General features: G+C 68.6%; 8 protein-coding genes. All 8 read left to right on the forward strand.

All coding sequences use genetic code 11. The annotated features are described in order from the left end of the window. Position 1: 1 nt before the first annotated feature. Positions 2-3,181 carry a non-ribosomal peptide synthetase gene (locus tag OG496_RS54965; protein WP_405976477.1) on the forward strand — a complete coding sequence of 1,060 codons (3,180 nt, stop codon included), beginning with the start codon at positions 2-4 and terminating at the stop codon, positions 3,179-3,181. A gap of 448 nt (positions 3,182-3,629) precedes the next feature. Next, a complete protein-coding gene (locus tag OG496_RS54970; RefSeq protein ID WP_405976478.1) occupies positions 3,630-8,255 on the forward strand; it encodes an SDR family NAD(P)-dependent oxidoreductase in 4,626 nt (1,541 codons plus the stop codon). Then, on the forward strand, positions 8,252-12,832 hold the full coding sequence (locus tag OG496_RS54975) for an SDR family NAD(P)-dependent oxidoreductase (protein WP_405976479.1): 4,581 nt from the start codon (positions 8,252-8,254) through the stop codon (positions 12,830-12,832). The genes OG496_RS54970 and OG496_RS54975 overlap by 4 nt, the downstream gene beginning before the upstream one ends. Positions 12,833-12,841: 9 nt before the next feature. Continuing rightward, positions 12,842-13,807: a 3-hydroxyacyl-CoA dehydrogenase NAD-binding domain-containing protein gene (locus OG496_RS54980; protein WP_405976480.1), complete on the forward strand. Its 966-nt coding sequence runs from the start codon at positions 12,842-12,844 to the stop codon at positions 13,805-13,807. A gap of 41 nt (positions 13,808-13,848) precedes the next feature. Continuing rightward, positions 13,849-14,094 (forward strand): acyl carrier protein, encoded by a 246-nt coding sequence (locus tag OG496_RS54985; RefSeq protein WP_405976481.1) that lies wholly within the window; start codon positions 13,849-13,851, stop codon positions 14,092-14,094. Between the two features lie 78 nt (positions 14,095-14,172). Next, positions 14,173-15,384, forward strand: coding sequence for a hypothetical protein (locus OG496_RS54990; RefSeq protein WP_405976482.1), 1,212 nt, complete (start codon positions 14,173-14,175; stop codon positions 15,382-15,384). Further along, positions 15,381-18,017, forward strand: coding sequence for a condensation domain-containing protein (locus OG496_RS54995; protein ID WP_405976483.1), 2,637 nt, complete (start codon positions 15,381-15,383; stop codon positions 18,015-18,017). Before OG496_RS54990 ends, OG496_RS54995 begins: the two co-directional genes overlap by 4 nt. A 59-nt stretch (positions 18,018-18,076) precedes the next feature. Next, positions 18,077-18,652, forward strand: coding sequence for a hypothetical protein (locus OG496_RS55000; protein ID WP_405976484.1), 576 nt, complete (start codon positions 18,077-18,079; stop codon positions 18,650-18,652). Positions 18,653-18,676 lie beyond the last annotated feature (24 nt).

The raw sequence follows: 18,676 nt of genomic DNA on the forward strand, positions 1-18,676 counted from the left end.
CATGACACACCCTTCCACGCGGAAGCCGTCACCCCTCTCACCCGCTCGTCAACAGGCCTGGTTGCTCGGCCTGCTGGCGCCCGGGAGCCCGCTCGTGCACGTACCGATGGCGGTCCGTTTGACCGGCGCGCTGGATGAGACCGCGCTGCGGGACGCCGTGCGGAGCGCCGCGGCAGCCGACCCGGCACTGGGCGAGTGCTTCACCGTCATCGACGGCGTGCCGGCGCCAACCGTGAGCACACAGCCATGGCTCCCGCTGACCCTGCACGACGTGAGCGGTCTTGACTCCGACGAGCGGACGCGGCGGACCGAGGAACTGGTCGCCGAGGCCGCACGAGCGCCGTTCGACCTGGCCGACGGCCCCGTCGCACGGGCCGTCCTCATCCGGGCCGCCGCTCAGGACCACACCCTGGTGGTCGTTGTGCACCGCGCCGCCGGCGACCACGCGTCCGTCGGGGCGCTGCTCGCACGTGCGGTCGCGGCGTACGGTGCGCCGGATCGTGCGCTTACGCCCACCGTTGCGCTCGTGCCGGGTTCAGCGGAGCACGATGCGGCAGCGGCGCCCCGTGACCTGCCGCCGGTACCGGAACTGCCGCTGGACCGCGCCCGTCCGGAGCGTCGCAGCCTTGCGGCCGAGGCCCTGCCGTTCGACGTGCCTGCCGCGACCGTGGACGCGCTGACGGCGCTGGGCGCCGCCGACGGAGCGAACCTGCGCACCGTGCTGTTCGCCCTCTATGCGGTTCTGCTGCACCGCTACAGCGGCCAGCAGGACATCGTCGTCGTCACCGAGGCCTCGGCGCGTCCGGCGGACGGGGGCGCGGCGGGCCCGCACGAGACCGCCGCCGTCGTCGTACGATTCGAGGTCACGGGGGAGGAGTCGTTCAACACACTGCTCAGCACCGCGCGGCGTGCCCTGGAAAGCGGGGCGGGCAGAGGGGCACCGGAGTCACCCGTCGCTCTGCTCGGGCGGCCTGGATTCTCGTTCCGCGAAGCCCCGCGACTGAGTGAAACGGCCGATCTCGGCGCGGAGTTCATGCCCGTGCACAGCGGCGCGGCGTTCGGAGACCTGGCCCTGGACTTCACCCGAGACGGAGACCGGCTGACCGTTCGGCTCTGTCACGCCACCGATGTTCTCGACACCCCGTCGGCCCGGCGCATCCTGGATCACTACCGCACGCTCATGGCCGGCGCGCTCGCCGCACCCGACCGGCCCCTGGCGGAGCTGCCGTTGCTCACTGTGCCGGAGCGGGACATGATCGCCGCACGCAACGGAGACGCGGCCTACGTGCCGGAAGGAACCTTCCACCAGCTCTTCGAGGCCCAGGTCGACAAGACGCCCGACGCGATCGCGGTGCGATCGGCGCAGGCATCCCTCACTTACGGCGAGCTGAATCGTCTCGCCAATCAAATGGCCGACCTGCTGCGGGAGTCCGGTGTCGGCCCCGAGGTGACCACCGGAATCTGCATGGACCGCAGCGTCGAGCTGGTCGTGGCGGTCCTGGGCGTGCTCAAGGCAGGCGGAGCCTACGTACCCGTGGACCCGCGCGACCCCGCCGAACGCAGGGCGGGCATCCTGCGCGATGCCCGGGTCAAGGTCGTGGTGACCTCCGGATCCATGGAGCTGCCAGAACACCGAGTCATCGAGCTGGACAAGAACTGGACGGTTCTCGCGGGCAGGCCCATGGAGAACGTGCCCACACCGGCATCCGCCGCGTCGAACGCCGCCTATCTGCTCTACACCTCTGGATCCACGGGCACGCCCAAGGGCGTCGTCGTGGAGAACCGGCAGCTGGTGAGCTACGTCTACTCCGTACTGCAGCGCCTCGGGATCGATGGTCCGCTGCGTTACGCCATGGTGCAGCCGCTCACCGTGGACTCCAGCGTCACGGCGCTGGTACCGCCGCTGTGCACCGGCGGCGAGGTGCATGTGGTGTCTCGAGAGTGTGCCCTCGACGCGACGAAGCTGGCCGACTGGGTCCAGACGCACGGCGTGGACGTCCTGAAGATCGCGCCCTCCCACCTCCGTGCCCTGCAGGCCTCGCCCCGCTTCGCCGATCTGCTGCCCGGCCAATATCTGATCATCGGTGGTGAGGCGTCGGACTGGCGTTGGATGAGGTCCCTTCAGGAGCTCGCCCCGCAGTGCAGGATCATCAACCACTACGGACCCACCGAGACGACGGTGGGCGTACTGACGCTCGCCGTCGCCGACCACCCTCACGCGCAGTGGGGCATCACACCGCTCGGCGTTCCGCTGCCGGGGACCCGCGCCCACGTCGTCGACGGGGCCGGGCGGGAGGTGCCCGTCGGGGTCACGGGTGAGCTGCTCATCGGCGGTGCCAACCTCGCCCGTGGGTACCACGGGCGGCAGGATCTCACCGCGGCTGCTTTCGTCCCGGACTCCCTGAGCGACAGTTCCGGCGAGCGCCTGTATCGCACGGGCGACGTCGTACGGCGCCTCGACGACGGTTCCATCGAGTTCCTCGGGCGCCGTGACGACCAGGTGAAGGTGCGTGGCTTCCGGGTCGCTCTCGGAGAGATCGAGGTGGCGCTCAACGGACACGGCGAGGTCAGCGGCGCGGTGGCCGTCGTCCGTGAAGACGTTCCGGGCGACCGGCGCGTGGTGGCCTACGTCGCACCGCGGACACCGGGAACCTTCGATGCCCAAGACCTGGAGCGGCATCTGCGCGAGCGTCTTTCCCCACACATGATCCCGCAGGCCGTGATGGTCCTCGACGAACTGCCGCTCTCCGCACACGGGAAGGTCGACCGCAGCGCGTTGCCCGCCCCGGTGGCCGGACCGGGCCGGCCGTCGTTGCCACCGCAAAACGAACTGGAGCGTCTGGTCGCCGAGATCTGGACGGAGCTGCTGCCCGGTGCATCCGTGGGCATGGAGCAGAACTTCTTCGACATCGGTGGGCACTCCCTGCTCCTGGTGGCTCTCCAGCACAAGCTGCGGGCGATCAGCGGGCGGGACATCGAGTTGCTCGATCTGTTCCGACACACCACGGTGCGGTCCCAGGCCGACTTCCTCGGTGAGGGGGAGAACGCGATCGCGCGGGCCGCGACGGCTGCGGGCTCTGCGGGGTCGCGGACCGCGAAGGGCGCGGGTGTTCAGCAGAATGCTCTGATGAAGCGCCGTCAGCAGCAGTTGAGGGCGCGGCGGGGCCGTCCCGAAAAATGACGGACAGGGGCGTCCGCCACCCCGCTGACCCGGCAGTTCCCCGAAAAAACGGCCGTTGACAACGGATACGCAAGTCTTAAGAATAGGCACCTCACGTTGGTGCACTGTGGGTATGCGACGTTGTTCCGTACGGATGCTTGGTTCCGTACGGATTTTTCATACCCGCGGCCGTGTCCGAGGCCCTTTCGCCTCTGCCTTCGTCTCGGGATCGCGCTCCTGCGGCGACACGTCGGTGGGTCGGCGACTCCGTCCGCACCCTCTGCAGACCACGGAGTCTGCGTCGCCCACGCCCAACTGAGCGGCAACCGTTCTCGTCGAGGGTGGATCGACGCCTCCCCGTATCCAAGGCCCCCGGCGGACCGCCCTTCCCATGTCGTACGAACGCGATGCCCGCCGTAGGTCTGTGTGCGTAGTGCGCAATAGAAACTGCAAACGAAGTGAGGTCACCATGAGCGAGTCGTTCCCCGACCCGGCGCTCCATCCGGCCGGTGAATCCGGGAGCCTCGACCCGGCCGACGTCGCTGCCACGTACGAGGACAGCCTGGACATCGCTGTCATCGGCATGGCCGGCCGCTTCCCGGGAGCCGACTCGATCGAGGAGTACTGGAGCAACCTCAAGGCCGGTGTCTGCTCCGCCACCCACTTCGAGGACGAGGAACTCGCCGCCCGCGGCGTGGACGCGGCCACCCTGGCCGATCCTGACTTCGTCCGCGTGCACTACCCGCTCAAGGACAGCGACAAGTTCGACGCGGCCTTCTTCGGCTACTCGCCGCGTGAGGCCGAACTCATGGATCCGCAGCACCGCGTGCTCCTCGAATGCGCATGGACCGCGCTGGAGAGCTCCGGACACGACGCCGAGCGCTACGACGGCCTCATCGGTGTCTACGCGGGAGCGGGCAACAACACCTACTTGCTGCACAACATCGCCACGCAGCCCGGAGCCGCGCAGATCCTCGCCGACAAGCAGACGGTGATCGGCAACCGGCCCGACTTCCTCGGCAGCCGGGTGGCGTACAAGCTCGGCCTGCAGGGCCCGGCCGTGAACATCCAGTCGGCCTGCTCCACTTCCCTGGTCGCGGTGGTCGAGGCATGCCAGGCGCTGCTCGCCTACCAGTGCGACACCGCACTGGCCGGAGGTGTCGCGGTCGACCAGACACGGAGCAACGGCTACACCTACCGGCCGGACGGGATCTTCTCCCCGGACGGCCGCTGCCGTACCTTCGACAGCCGCGCCCAAGGGACCGTGGGCGGCAACGGCGTCGGGATGGTGGTACTCAAGCGGCTCAAGGACGCCATCACCGACAACGACCACATCCACGCGGTCATCAAGGGATCCGCGCTGAACAACGACGGTTCCCAGCGTGCCGGTTTCAGTGCCCCCAACGCGGCCGGCCAGGCCGCCGCCATCTCCACCGCGATGGCCAACGCGGACGTCACGCCGGACACCATCCGCTACGTCGAGCTGCACGGCACGGCCACCATCCTCGGCGACCCGATCGAGTTCTCCGCCCTCGTCTCGGCCTACTCCGGTGTCGGCGCCCGCAGTTGCGCCCTCGGGTCGGTCAAGACGAACATCGGCCACCTGGACTCCGCCGCGGGAGTGGCCGGACTGATCAAGACCGTGCTCGCGGTGGAGCACGGCCAACTGCCACCGAGCCTGCACTTCGAGCGGCCCAACCCCCGTATCGCGCTGGACGGCAGCCCGTTCTACCTCAACACCGAGCTGTCGCCCTGGCCCGACGAGGAGGGCCCGCGCCGCGCCGGCGTCAGCTCCTTCGGACTCGGCGGCACCAACGCCCACGTCATCCTGGAACAGGCGCCGAACCTCGCGCGCCGGGACGAGAGCACTCCCGAGGAGCAGCTTCTGGTGCTCTCGGCCAAGAGCCCCGAGGCCCTGGAGGCGGCGACCGACCGACTCCAGGACCATCTGCGCGCACACTCCGAACCCCCGTTGTCCGACGCCGCTTTCACCCTCCAGCAGGGCAGGCGGTCCTTCGAGTACCGGCGCATGCTGGTCTGTTCCAGCACCGAGGACGCGCTGCGTGCCCTGGACGCACGGGAAGACGGGCGGCTGCTCACCGCGTCCGCACCCGAGGCGGCACGCCGCTCGGTGGCCTTCATGTTCACCGGCTTCGGTACCCAGTTCCCCGGCATGGCGCGCGGGCTCTACGCCCAGGAACCCGTCTTCGCCGCCGCGCTGGACGAGTGCGCGGAACTGCTGCGGCCGCTCCTGGGCGAGGACATCCGCCCCGTGATGCTCACCGCCGACGAGCGCGCGCAGCCCGACGTCCCACAGTCATTCGACATGCGCAGGCTCCTGCAGCAGCCGGAGCCGAGCAAGCACCCGCTGGACCAGCCGCTCCTCGGCTATCCCGCGGTGTTCGCCCTGGAGTACGCGCTGGTGCGTCTCTGGGACTCCTGGAGAGTGCGGCCGGAGGTGATGATCGGCCACAGCCTGGGGGAGTACGTCGCTGCCTGCGTGGCCGGGGTGTTCTCGCTCCCGGACGCGTTGCGTCTCGTAGTGGAGCGCGCGCGCCTGATCGAGGAGCAGGGCGGCGGCGCGATGCTCGCGGTGCCGCTGTCCGAGGAAGACGCCGCCCGCCACATGGCTGACGGCGTTTGCGTCGCCGCTGTCAACGGTCAGCGGACCTGTGTGCTCTCCGGCACCGTCGACGGCATCGAGCGCGTCGCCCGGGACCTCTTGGAGGCCGGTGTCGTCAGCCGTCGGCTGACCTCCCGTTTCGCCTTCCACTCCCCGATGATGGACCCGGTCGTCGAGAGCTATGCCGAGCTGGTCGGCTCGGTCCGGCTCAACCCGCCCTCGACGCCCTTCGTCTCCAACCTGACCGGCACCTGGATCACCGCCGACGAGGCCACCAGCCCCGACTACTGGGCCCGGCACGTCCGTCACACCGTGCGCTTCGCGGACGGCATGAGCACCCTGTGGTCCGTTCCCGACCTCGCGATCATCGAGATCGGTCCCGCGCCGACTCTGACCACGGACGCCCTGCAGCACCCGGCAGCCGTCGGCACCGACCGCGTCGTTGTCCCCTCCTTGCCGGGCCCCTTCCTCGGCCAGAGCGACCGGAACTCGATGCTGTCGGCGGCAGGGCGTCTCTGGCTGGCCGGTCGGGAGAACCCCTTCCCGGACGCGCCCGCCGGCAGCAGGCGGACGCCGCTTCCCGGCTACCCGTTCGAGCGGCGTACCTACTGGCTCGAGCCCGGCACCGCTCCGGTCGTCGATGGTGCTGTGCAGCAGCGGCGCGGTTCACTGCCGGACTGGTTCTACGCACCCTCCTGGCGACGCCTCGCAGCCTCCGCGCCTGGCGCCGCAGATCTCGCGGACCACCGCTGGCTGGTCTTCGCGGACGACACCGGGGTCGGTTATCGACTCGCCGAGCGTCTCGAGGAGGTCGGCGCCTCCGTGTGCACCGTGTCGGCGGGGAGCGAGGGAAGCGCATGGAGTCGTAAGAGCGCACGCGAGTTCGTACTCGACCCGGCCCAGGCCGCCCATTTCACCGAACTGGCCGCGGCACTGCGGGCCGAAGACGCACTGCCCGATCGCGTGGTGCACTGCTGGAGTGTGGGGGACGACTCCGCTCACGCGACAGCGCCGGAGGATGTCCGGGCTCTGGTGTACCGCTCGTTCGACAGCCTCGTGCACTGGGCCCAGGCCACCGAGTCCGAACTCATGACCAGGCCGCAGCGCTGGGACGTCGTGTCCAGTGAGGTCTACACGGTCCACGGAGACGAGCCGTTGTGCCCGCCCAAGGCCACGGTCCAGGGCCTGTGCAAGGTCCTTGGACAGGAGTATCCCTCCCTCAGCTGTGCCCACTTCGACCTGCGCCTCGACGGCCCGCACAGCGAACAGGGGACGGTCGACCGGCTCCTCGCCGAACTTGCCGCGCCGGTCGGTGAGCGCACTGTCGCTCTGCGCGGACACCATCGCTGGGCCCCCACTTATGTGGCCAGCACACCCCCGGTGCGCACGGCCTCTCCGGTCAAGGAGAACGGTGTGTATCTGATCACCGGCGGTCTCGGGAAGATCGGCCTGCTGATGGCCCGGGCCCTTGCCGAGCAACAGCGGGTGGCGCTGGTCCTGCTCGGGCGCACAGGACTGCCGTCCCGTCAGACCTGGGACGATGCGCAGCACCCTGAAGCCACCCGGTCGGTGATCGAGGCCGTCCGGGAGCTCGAAGCCCTCGGTTCGAGGGTGCTGGTCACCGCCACCGACGTCGCGGACCGCGCGGCCATGCTCGCGCTGAAGGAACGCGTCCTGCGAGAGTTCGGACCGGTCGACGGCGTACTGCACTGCGCCGGTACCACGGGACCGGCCGCTCACCGGGAGGTGTCCGTCCTCGATTCGGAGGCAGCCGGCTGGCACTTCGGCCCGAAGCTCTACGGGACCCAGGTCCTGCACGAGATCCTGGCCGACCAGCAGCTGGACTTCGCGGTCCTCGCCTCCTCCATCGCCTCCCTCCTGGGGGGCCTCGGCTTCGGTGCCTACGCCGCCGCGAACGCCGCCCTCGACGCCTTCGCCCAGCGCAACCACTGTGCCGAAGTGCCGTGGACCAGCGTCAACTGGGAGGCCTGGTACTTCGCGGCAGGGGATCGCGCCACCTCCGACCTCGGTGCCGCCGTACGGGAGCTGGCGCTGACGCCGAAGGAAGGCCGTCAGGTGGTCGACCGGATCCTCAACTCCGTACCGCAGCCCCAACTGGTCATATCCACAGGCGACGTGAGTCACCGTCAGGCGGTCTGGTCGGACCCGGTCGCGGACGTGCCGCCGCCCGCCCAGCGGCATGAACGACCCAATCTGCGCAACCCCTACGTCGCTCCGAGCGGGGAGACCGAACACGAGGTCGCGGGCATCTGGCAGGAACTACTCGGATTGGAGAGCGTGGGCGTGCACGACAACTTCTTCGAACTGGGCGGCAGTTCGCTGCTCGGCCTTCAAGTGGTGCACCGCCTGCGGCAGGAGGCCGGTGTGTCCGTGCCGCTGACCATCGTCTACGAGGGCCCCACGGTCCGTACCCTCGGTGGTCTCATCGACAGTCTCCGGGCGGCGCAGTGAGCGCCGACGACGGCGACATCGCGATCGTCGGCATGGCCGGGCGCTTCCCCGGCGCAGGAGATCTGGACGAGTTCTGGGCGAACCTGCGCGACGGCGTCGAGTCCGTTGTCGCCCTGAGCGACGAGGAGTTGACGGCGGCAGGCGTGGCTCCGGAGGTCTTCGGCCGGGAGAACTACGTCAAGGCCACTCCACGGTTCGCCGGAAGCGATCAGTTCGACGCCGAATTCTTCGGCTACACGGCCCGTGAAGCCGAACTGATGGACCCGCAGCACCGACTGCTCCTGGAAACGGCTTGGGAGGCGCTGGAGCACGCGGGGCACGATGCAGCCCGTTACCCGGGGCGTATCGGCGTCTTCGCCGGCGCGGGTACCAACCGCTATGTCCAGCACATCTATTCGCACCAGCAGATCGTGGACACCGTGGGCCGGACCCAGGTCCTGGTCGCGAACGAAGTCGGGTTCCTGGCCTCCCGGGTCGCGTACAAGCTGGACCTGAAGGGCCCGGCCATCTCGCTGCGCACCGCCTGCTCGACAGGCTTGGTCGCCGTGCACACGGCGTGCCGGAGCCTGCGCGCCGGGGATTGCGACATGGCCCTGTCGGGCGGCGTCCATGTCGATCCGGAGCCGGGAACCGGCTATCTGCACCAGGAGGGCTCCTTCGTCTCCCCTGACGGGCACGTCCGCCCGTTCGACGCAGAAGCCCAGGGGACCGTCTTCGGGACGGGGGTGGGCGCCGTGGTGCTGAAGCGGATGGCTGACGCGCTGGCCGACGGCGACACCGTCCACGCGGTGATCAAGGGCTCCGCCGTGAACAACGACGGGGCGGTGAAGGTCGGGTTCACCGCCCCCAGCGTGACCGGCCAGGCCGCGGCCGTCGCCGCGGCGCTGACCGATGCGGGGCTCGCCCCCGTTGACATCGACTACATAGAGACCCATGGCACCGGCACCGCACTGGGTGACCCCATCGAGGTGCAGGCGCTGGCCCAGGCCTTCGGCACCACGGGATCGTGCGCGCTCGGCTCCATCAAGGGCAACATCGGGCATCTCGACGCCGCTTCGGGCATCGCCGGGCTGATCAAGACAACGCTCGCCCTGGAACACGAGGCTCTGCCGCCTTCGCTGAACTTCAAGCGGGGCAACCCGGCCATCGACTTCGCGGGCGGACCTTTCCGCGTCCAGTCCACCCTCGCCGACTGGCCTCGCACCGACCGGGTGCGTCGCGCAGGGGTCAGCGCCTTCGGTTTCGGTGGCACCAACGCTCACATCGTCCTCGAAGAGGCGCCCGCGTCCGGGCCTGCCTCTGCGAGCTCGCGCCCCACCGAGACGCTGGTAGTGTCCGCCCGCACCGCAGAGGCACTGGAAGCAGCCACCGACCGGCTGGCCCAGGCCCTGCGCCGGGACCGGCCTCAGCTCGTCGACGCCGCCCACACCCTCGCCACCGGACGTCGTGCCTTTCCGCACCGACGCGCTGTTACCGGAGCCGACACGGCAGCCGTCGCGGAGGCCCTGGAGACCCGCGATCCGGCCCACGTCACGACCACCCTCGCGGTGCAGGAGGGCGGCCCGCTCGTCTTCCTCTTCACCGGCCAGGGCTCTCAGCACACAGGGATGGCGAAGGACCTCTACGACCAGGAACCCCACTTCCGTGCCACCGTCGACCACTGCGCCGAACTGCTGCTGGCCGTCCTCGGCAGCGATGTCCGAGACGTCATGTTCACGGAGGACGCGCGGCTGAGCGAGACCAAGTGGGCCCAGCCCGCCCTCTTCGTCGTCGAGTACGCGCTGGCCCAACTCTGGCGCTCCTGGGGCGTCGTGCCCACTGCCATGCTCGGCCACAGCCTCGGTGAATGGGTCGCTGCCTGCATCGCGGGCGTCTTCTCTCTGCCCGACGCCCTGCGACTGGTGGCCCTGCGCGGCCGCCTCATGCAGGCGCAGACCCCGGGTGCCATGCTCAACGTCATGGCCGACCGTGCAGCGGTCGAAACCGTCCTCAGCGCTGATCTCTCGCTCGCCGTGCACAACGGCCCGCGCGACTGCGTCGTGGCCGGCCCGCACCAGGCCGTCGAGGAGTTCGGCCGGATCGCGGCGGAAAAGGGCTGGGCCACCCAGCCCGTCGCCACCGGACATGCCTTTCACTCCTCGCTCATGAGCCCGATGGTCGACGAGTTCACCGCGGCCGTCGCCACCACCGAACGGCATGACCCCGACACACCGTTCATCTCGAACCTCTCTGGCCGGTGGATCAGCAATGAGCAGGCCCGCGACCCCCAGTACTGGGGTCGGCACATCCTCGCCACGGTCGAGTTCGCGGCGGGCGTCGTCACGTCTGCTGCCGAGCCGCACACCGTGCTGCTCGAAGTCGGCCCCGGAAAGACCCTGGCTAGTCTGGCCCGGCGCATCGTCACCAGCGCGGGTCTGAAGGCCACCACCTTCGCCTCGCTGCCCCACCAGCGTGACCATCGCAGCGCCACGGAGAGCGTGCAGCGTGCCCTCGCAGGTGTCTGGCTCACCGGCAACTCACCTGACTGGACAGCCTACTTCGCCCACCAGCAACGCCGTCGCATCCCGCTCCCGACCTACCCCTTCCAGCGCAAGCGCTACTGGCTCGACCCCCAGACCGCCCCGGCCACCGCCCCTGGTGTCTCGCGCCGCGATTCCCTCACGGACTGGTTCTACTCTCCCTCCTGGCAACGGGCCGCACTCCCCGCTGGGAAGCAGCCCGACCGCACCCAGCACTGGCTGGTCTTCGCTGACACTCTGGGCGTCGGCGACGCGGTGGCGGAGCGGCTGCGTCTGACGGGTGCCGCAGTGAGCGTGGTCGCGGCGGCCGGCGCCTGGTCCGAGGCACCGGACGGCCGCTTCACCATCGACCCGTCCGTCGGCACCGACTACGGCCGGTTGATCACCGCTCTGCGGGACGGCCCGTCGGGTGTGCCCTCGCGGATCGTGCACGCCTGGAATGTCACCGCGGACGACGAGGACACCGGCGGTGCGCAGGCAGCAAGCGAGAAGGCAGGGCTGCAGCTCGGTTTCGAGAGTCTGATCCATCTGGCGCAGGCCCTGACACAGCACGCGCAGCCCGTGGCGCGCCATGTCTGGGTACTCAGCAACGGCCTGCACGACATCGTCGGCACCGAGCCGCTCTCGCCCCTGAAGGCCACCCTCCTCGGCCCGACCCGGGTCCTGCCCCGCGAGCTGCCCGACACGGTGTGCCGCAGTGTGGACCTCGACTGTCGTGCGGCTCCCACTGGAGCCCAACTGACCCGCCTCATGGCGGAGTTGGCGACCGAGTCGGGAAAGGGGTCGGAGACGGTGGCCCACCGCGGCGGCCACCGCTGGATCCAGCACTACCTCCCGCAGCCGCTTCCGGTGCACGACAGGGCGGAGCGGGCGCCCGTGATTCGTGAGGGTGGCACCTACCTCGTCACCGGCGGCACGGGCGGCCTGGCGCTCGCTCTTGCGGGCCATCTCGCCGCCGCAGGCGCGCGTATCGTGCTCACGGCCCGCACCCCGCTGCCGCCTGCTGCGGAATGGGACACATGGCTCGCTCGCAACCCGGGCGATGGGGGTGTCACCCACGTCGTGCGCGAGCTGGCGCGGCTGCGGGACGCGGGTGCGCAACTGCTCGTGCTGCAGGCTGATGTCAGCGACCTGGAGGCCATGCGGGAGGCCGTGCGGCGTACCACCGAGCGCTGGGGCGCTGTCCACGGAGCATTCCACACGGCCGGTGTGCCGGGGGGCGGCCTCATCCAACTGACGGACTTGTCGGCGGCCGCCGAGGTACTCCGCCCCAAGGTGCGCGGAACATTGGTCCTCGAAGAGGCCCTCGCCGAACAGGACCTGGACTTTCTGGTGCTGTTCGGTTCCAACGGGGCGAACATCGGCAGCGTGGGTCAGGTCGACTACTGCGCCGCGAACTGCTTCCTCGACGCTTTCGCCCACGATCGCGGACGACGCCACCGTGTGATCACCATCGACTGGGGCCCCTGGAGGGACGTCGGCATGGCGGCCGACGCGGCCGGTTCGGCCACCGCGGAGCAGGTGAAACAGCGTGGTATGTCAACGGCAGAAGGGTTGCGCGCACTCGATGCGATCCTGGCGAGCGCCTCGGAGGCGCAGATCGTAGTGTCTCCCGCCGAACTGTCGGCCGTGTTCGCGGACGCGGTCTCCCTGGACACCGAAGTGATCGTCGAGCGCACCGAGCAGTCGCACCAACGGCCGGACATCCTCACCGAGTTCGTCGCCCCACGTAACGATGCCGAGCGCACCGTGTGTGAGGTGTGGCAGGACCTGCTGGGCATCGAGAAGGTCGGGATTCAGGACAGCTTCTTCGACCTCGGCGGCAATTCGCTGGTGGCCATCCAGCTGGTAAGTACGGTCAACTCCCGGCTGGGGACGACCATCACACTCGGCGATCTGTACGAGGGGCTCACCGTGGCGCACCTGGCCGGCCTCGACCAGACGCCGCCCAAGGAGTCGACGCCTCAGAGGGCCATGGCCCTGGAGGACCGCAGAGCCAACATGCAGCGGCGCCGTCAGCACCAGCAGCGGCGCCGCACGGCCCGGGGAAGCGACTAGCGGCTACCAGTGCCGAGCGAGGCGCTGTCGCTCTCCGCGCCAAGGCGCGATGTGAGGGCCCACCCCATGCCCTGGAAGTCTCCGGAGCACCCCCCTACCCGCAACTCCAGAAGGTGGTATCGAGTGAGTATCCGTACCGTAGGCGTGATCGGCGCAGGAACGATCGGCCGCGGCGTCGCTCAGTCGTTCGCGCAGGCCAAGTTCGAGGTGATCCTCGTGGACACCTCGCAGGGCCAGCTCGACAGCGCGCTCGCCCAGATCGGACGTGACGTGCTGGTGCACGCCATGCTCCTCGGACAGCAGCTGCAGGAGAGTGCTCAGAGCGTCCTCTCCCGCATTCGTACCTGCACCGAGTACGGGCCGCTGGCAGACGCCGACTTCGTGGTCGAGAACGTCACGGAGAACTGGGACATCAAGCGCGCGGTCTACGAACAGATCGACGCCATATGTCGCCCCGGCGTGATCTTCGGCGTCAATACCTCGGCGGTGCCGATCACACGGGTCGGGTCGGTCACCAAGCGCCCTGCCGAGATTCTCGGACTGCATTTCATGAATCCCGTCCCAATGATGAGTGCCGTCGAGGTGGTGAGCGGACACTTCACCTCCGAGGAGACGCTGGACATCACCCGGGGAGTACTCAAGGATCTCGGCAAGGAAGGAATCGTCGTCCAGGATTCCCCCGGATTCATCACCAACCGGGTCCTCATGGTGACCATCAACGAGGCTATCTTCTGCGTTCAGGACCAGATCGCCTCGGCCGAGGACGTCGACAAGATGTTCCGTGAGTGCTTTGGCCACAAGATGGGCCCGCTGGAGACCGGTGACCTGATCGGTCTCGACACGATCCTGAATTCCCTCACCGTCTTGTACGAGAGCTTCCGGGACAGCAAGTTCCGCCCGGCCCCGCTGCTCCAGAAGATGGTCGACGCCCGACTTCTCGGCCGCAAGACCGGCCAGGGCTTCTACACCTACTGACCCTTCCATACCGCTGAAACCTCCCAAGGAGAAACGTCAGAATGACGCACGAAGAAACCCGCGACCGGGTCCGCGCATTTCTCGCCCCCCAGGTAGCGGGCCAGCCTCTGGCCGACAGCGATGACATCTTCGCCCTCGGCTACGTCAACTCCCTCTTCGCCATGCAGCTCGCGCTGTTCCTGGAGCAGGAATTCGGACTGAGTCTCGGTCCGGAGGACATGAACTTCGACAACTTCCGGACTGTCGACGGCCTCGTCCGTCTGGTCACCTCCAAGGCCGCGGTCTAGGCCTCTTTCCCGGCGCGTGGCGGCCTCGTGCCGACGTGCGCCGGGCCCGTTCTCTCCATCGGCGAGGAAGCAATCACCATGAAGTCCCCGAACGAAGTCCAGACCCGGATCGAGCTGCAGACCCCGATTCCCGAGGCGCTGGCCCCCGAGATCGAACGCCGCCTTTACTTCGTTTCGCCCGAGATCACGCGGTTCGAACTGGTCGTGAAGGACGACGAGGTGCACGGCATGGTCCTGTACTCGGCCGGGCCGCTCGACCACGCAGCCCTGACCGCCAAGGTCGACTACATGGTGAACAACGACGTCCGCAAGCAGCGGGTGACTCCCGCAAGGTCGGTCTGGACATCGCCGCACCAGCGCACGACACATGACGGCATCTTCGGTCTCCTCGCGCAGTCCGGTGCAGTGACCGAGGTCGGCGAGGGCCAGGTGGCCCTCGGAGAACCGCTGCTCTCCCTCTTCACGTACTTCGACAATGCCGTCTGCGACCTGCTGGCCCAGGACTTCGACGCCCGCGAGTACCAGTACCCGACACTGATCCAGACCAAAATCCTGGAAACTGCCGGCTACATGAAGTCCTTTCCGCAGCACCTCATGTTCGTCACCCGGCTCCGCAACGATCTGGATGTCTACCGCGACTTCCAGGATTCGCACGCCGTCAACGGCATCGACTCCGGGATCCTCGACTCCTGCGGAAACGTCGACTACTGCCTCCCGCCGACGATGTGCTACCACACGTTCCACCAGTACGGCGGACGGACCCTGGAGGAAGACCGGCTGCACGTCGTCACCGCGCGCGGCAAGTCGTTCCGGTTCGAGGCGGCGTACGCCACGACTCTGGAGCGACTCTGGGACTTCACCATCCGGGAGATCGTCTTCATGGGCTCCAGGGAAGAGGTGCTGAACGCCCGCGAGCGGTTCATGCGCAAGGTCTTTGCCTTTGTCGAGACACTGGGCCTGAGCGGCTTCTGCGAAGTGGGCAACGACCCGTTCTTCTGCGGCACGGACACCTCGGAACGGATCTGGTCGCAGCGTCTGATGGAGCTCAAGTACGAGCTGAGGCTGCATGTCGCACCCGAGCAGACGATCGCCGTGGGCTCCTTCAACTTCCACGACGACCTGTTCGGCAAGACCTTCGGTATCGACCACGGTGCCAACGGCCCGGTCCGCAGCGGCTGCGTCGGATTCGGCCTGGAGCGGCTCGTCTACGCGTTCCTCTGCCAGTACGGCCTGGACAGCGCGGACTGGCCGGCCCAGGTGCGCTCCGCCGTTGCCGGGAGCCGAGGGTGAACGAGAGCCAGGGGCGTGACCCGCGCACTCCGCAGGAGGAGATCCTCTGCGCCGTGTTCGCCCAGGTTCTCGGCGTGGACCGGGTCACCATCGACGACTCCTTCTTCGAGCTGGGCGGCCACTCCCTGCTGGCCACCCGACTTGCCACCCGGGTCAGGGCGGCCCTAGGCATCGACTTGCCGGTGCGTACGGTGTTCGAGTCGCCGACGGTCGCCCAGCTCGCTGAGCACTTGGAGAACGGTGCTGCCAACCGACGCCCAGACCTGCGCAGGTTCCCTCGGCCGGGAGAGATCCCGCTCTCGCAGACTCAGCGTCGGTTGTGGTTCCTGAACCGCCTGCACGGCGCGGCGGGGCACTACAACATGCCCATCGCCTATCGGCTGCGCGGTGAACTCGACGTACCTGCCCTGCAAGGCGCACTCGAAGACCTGGTGACGCGGCACGAGAGCCTGCGTACCGCGTATCCGGACTGGGACGGGCAGCCCCAGCAGATCGTCCTCGAACCCGACGAGGCCCCGGTCGAACTGCCCCTCACCGCCGTTACCGAGGATGAACTGCACGGGGCCCTGCGCGAAGAGGCCAGTTACGCCTTCGACCTCACCGCCGAGACAGTGCTGCGCTCGCAGCTCTTCAGGCTCCAGCCCGACGAACACGTACTGCTGCTGACCATCCATCACATCGCCTGTGATGGGTGGTCGTTGGCACCACTCAACCGCGATTTGGCATTCGCGTATTCCGCACGCCGTCAGGGAGCGGTGCCGGACTGGGACGAACTCCCCTTCCACTACGTCGACTACACCCTGTGGCAGAACGAACTGCTCGGCACAGAAGCCGACCCGAACAGCCTGCTCAATCGGGAGACGGAGTTCTGGCGGGCCGAACTGGAGGGGCTCAGCGACCGGTTGCAGATCGACGTGGCAGCGCCGCGGCCGGAGGCCCCTTCCCATCGGGGCGGCCGGGTTCATACGCAGGTGCCGCCCGCGACCCACGAGGCTCTGCAGCAGTTGGCACGGGACACTGGCACCAGTGTGTTCATGGTCGTTCAGGCCGCCCTCGCGGCCCTGCTTACCCGTCGAGGGGCCGGCACCGACATCGCCATCGGTATCCCCACCGCCGGGCGCACCGACGAGGGGCTCGACGACCTCGTGGGATTCTTCGTCAACACCTTGGTGCTGCGCACCAGGACCGACCGGGATCCCACCTTCCGCGAGCTGCTGTCGCGGGTGCGCAGCACGGACCTCGCAGCTTTCGCGCATCAGGACGTGCCGTTCGACCATCTCGTCCAGGCCCTCAACCCCCCTCGGTCTCCCGCCTGGCACCCGCTGATCCAGGTGATGCTGGCCTTCCAGAACAATGCGATCGCCGACCTCGAACTGCCGGGACTCGTCGTACGGATGGAGCCGGTGGACGAGGGAATCACCCGCTTCGATCTGCGCTTCGAACTGTTCGAGCGCTTCGTCGAGGACCGCACCCCGGCCGGCATCGACGCCAGCCTCAGCTACGCCCTCGACCTGTTCACACCGACGGACGCCGAGCAACTGGCACAGGACTTCACGGACCTGCTGCACGTGGTGGCCACGGCTCCGCAACTGCGGTTGAGCCGGCTCGACAAGGCGCCCCTCCCGGAGGCGGCCACGGACGGCTTCGCCGAGTCCGCCCCCGCGACCGAGAGCGCATTGAGGGCCGCGTTCGTGTGCTCCCCATACGGCCAGCAGTGGGTGGGCATGGGGCGGACCCTCTTCAGGGTGGAGCCTGCTTTCCGTGCCGTCCTCGAGGAGTGCGACAGGGAATTGGCGCGCCACACCGGCTGGTCGCTCGTGCATGAGCTCTTTCTCGACGAACCGGACGCCAGGACGGGAGACGTCGGCGTCATGCAGCCCATCATCTTCGCTGTACAGGTGGGCATCTCCCGCTGGCTGGAGTCGAAGGGAGTCCTGCCGTCCGCAGTCGCGGGCCACAGTATCGGCGAGATAGCCGCCTGCGTCATCGCGGGCATACTCGACATTCCCGACGCGGCCCGGCTCGTCCACCACTACAGCGACCAGCAGCGCCGGGTGGCCGGCCCGACCTGCGGCATGGCCGCCTTCGAGCTGTCCGCGGCCGACCTCACCCCGCATCTGCGCACGGGAGTCTCCATTGCGGCCCGCAACGGGCCCCGGACCACCATCCTGGCCGGCGAGCGCTCGGTGCTTGAGGCTATCGTGGCCGAGCTGCAGGACCGCGACGTGTTGTGTGCCATGGTCCGTGTCGACCTGCCCGCCCACAGCCCGGCCATCGACCCGATCATGGCCGATCTGGAAGCCGCCGTCGGCACCCTGACGCCCAAGCCGGGCCGCATTCCCATGGTGTCCTCCGTGACCGGCGAAGAGCTCGACTGGCAGCGGGCCACCGCTGGCTACTTCGCCGGCAACCTGCGCCACCCCGTGCTGCTCGCCGACGCCACCAGTCGGCTGCTGCGCGACCACGAGGTTCTCGTCGAGATCAGTGCGCATCCCGTCCTGGCCCCCGCCCTGCAGCAGAGCGTCGACGACTCCGGCACCGACGCCACAGTCGTGACGACCATGCGGCGAAGCGACGACGACCGCACAGGTCTGCTCGAGGCACTGCGCACGCTGGAGCGCCTCGGAGTGTGACCGGAGAACCCTTGTCGGAGGCGTGAGGGCATCGAGAACAGCAAGGGAGAGCGATCCGCATGACTGGACACCCCGAGACCGAGAACCATGCATCTCCGCTGAGCCAGCTCGTCGCCGACATCCGCGCGGCGGTGCAGACATGGGTGGCTGACGATCCGATGCGCAGCGGCCTGCGCGTCGCGCAGTCAGTCGCTCCCCATCTGCAGTGCGCAGGTCTCCTGACATTCAGTCAGATGCAGTCCGACCGCGGGGCGTACAAGCAGCATGTGCTGCATGTGGAGCCCGACGGATCGTTCTCGGTCGTCGCGCTGGTATGGCTGCCGGGGCAGCGGACCACCATTCATGACCACGTCGCCTGGTGTGTGACGGGGGTCTACCTCGGGGCCGAGCAGGAGGTCCGCTACCACCTCGTGGAAGAAGCGGATCAGCCCTATCTCGTTCCGGCCGGCACCACGATGAGTGCGGCCGGAACGGTCGACTTCCTCGTCCCGCCGGGCGACATCCACGAGGTCCGGAACGTGGCCGACCGCACGAGCGTGTCCCTGCATGTCTACGGAGCCGATTTGAGCAGGCGTGGCTCCAGCATCCGGCGCACCTACGATCTTCCGGTGCGGTCGGAGGAGGTTGTCGTCTGAGCGCACGGCGAACGAAAAGAGGGG

This window comes from Streptomyces sp. NBC_00988 (assembly GCF_045162645.1).
In the GTDB taxonomy this organism is placed as follows: Bacteria; Actinomycetota; Actinomycetes; order Streptomycetales; family Streptomycetaceae; genus Streptomyces.

Excerpts from the sequence above, each read along its gene's own strand:
- OG496_RS54965 (WP_405976477.1), top strand. The coding sequence starts at position 2 with ATGACACACCCTTCCACGCGGAAGCCGTCACCCCTCTCACCCGCTCGT.
- OG496_RS54970 (WP_405976478.1), top strand. The coding sequence starts at position 3,630 with ATGAGCGAGTCGTTCCCCGACCCGGCGCTCCATCCGGCCGGTGAATCC.
- OG496_RS54985 (WP_405976481.1), top strand. The coding sequence starts at position 13,849 with ATGACGCACGAAGAAACCCGCGACCGGGTCCGCGCATTTCTCGCCCCC.
- OG496_RS54990 (WP_405976482.1), top strand. The coding sequence starts at position 14,173 with ATGAAGTCCCCGAACGAAGTCCAGACCCGGATCGAGCTGCAGACCCCG.
- OG496_RS55000 (WP_405976484.1), top strand. The coding sequence starts at position 18,077 with ATGACTGGACACCCCGAGACCGAGAACCATGCATCTCCGCTGAGCCAG.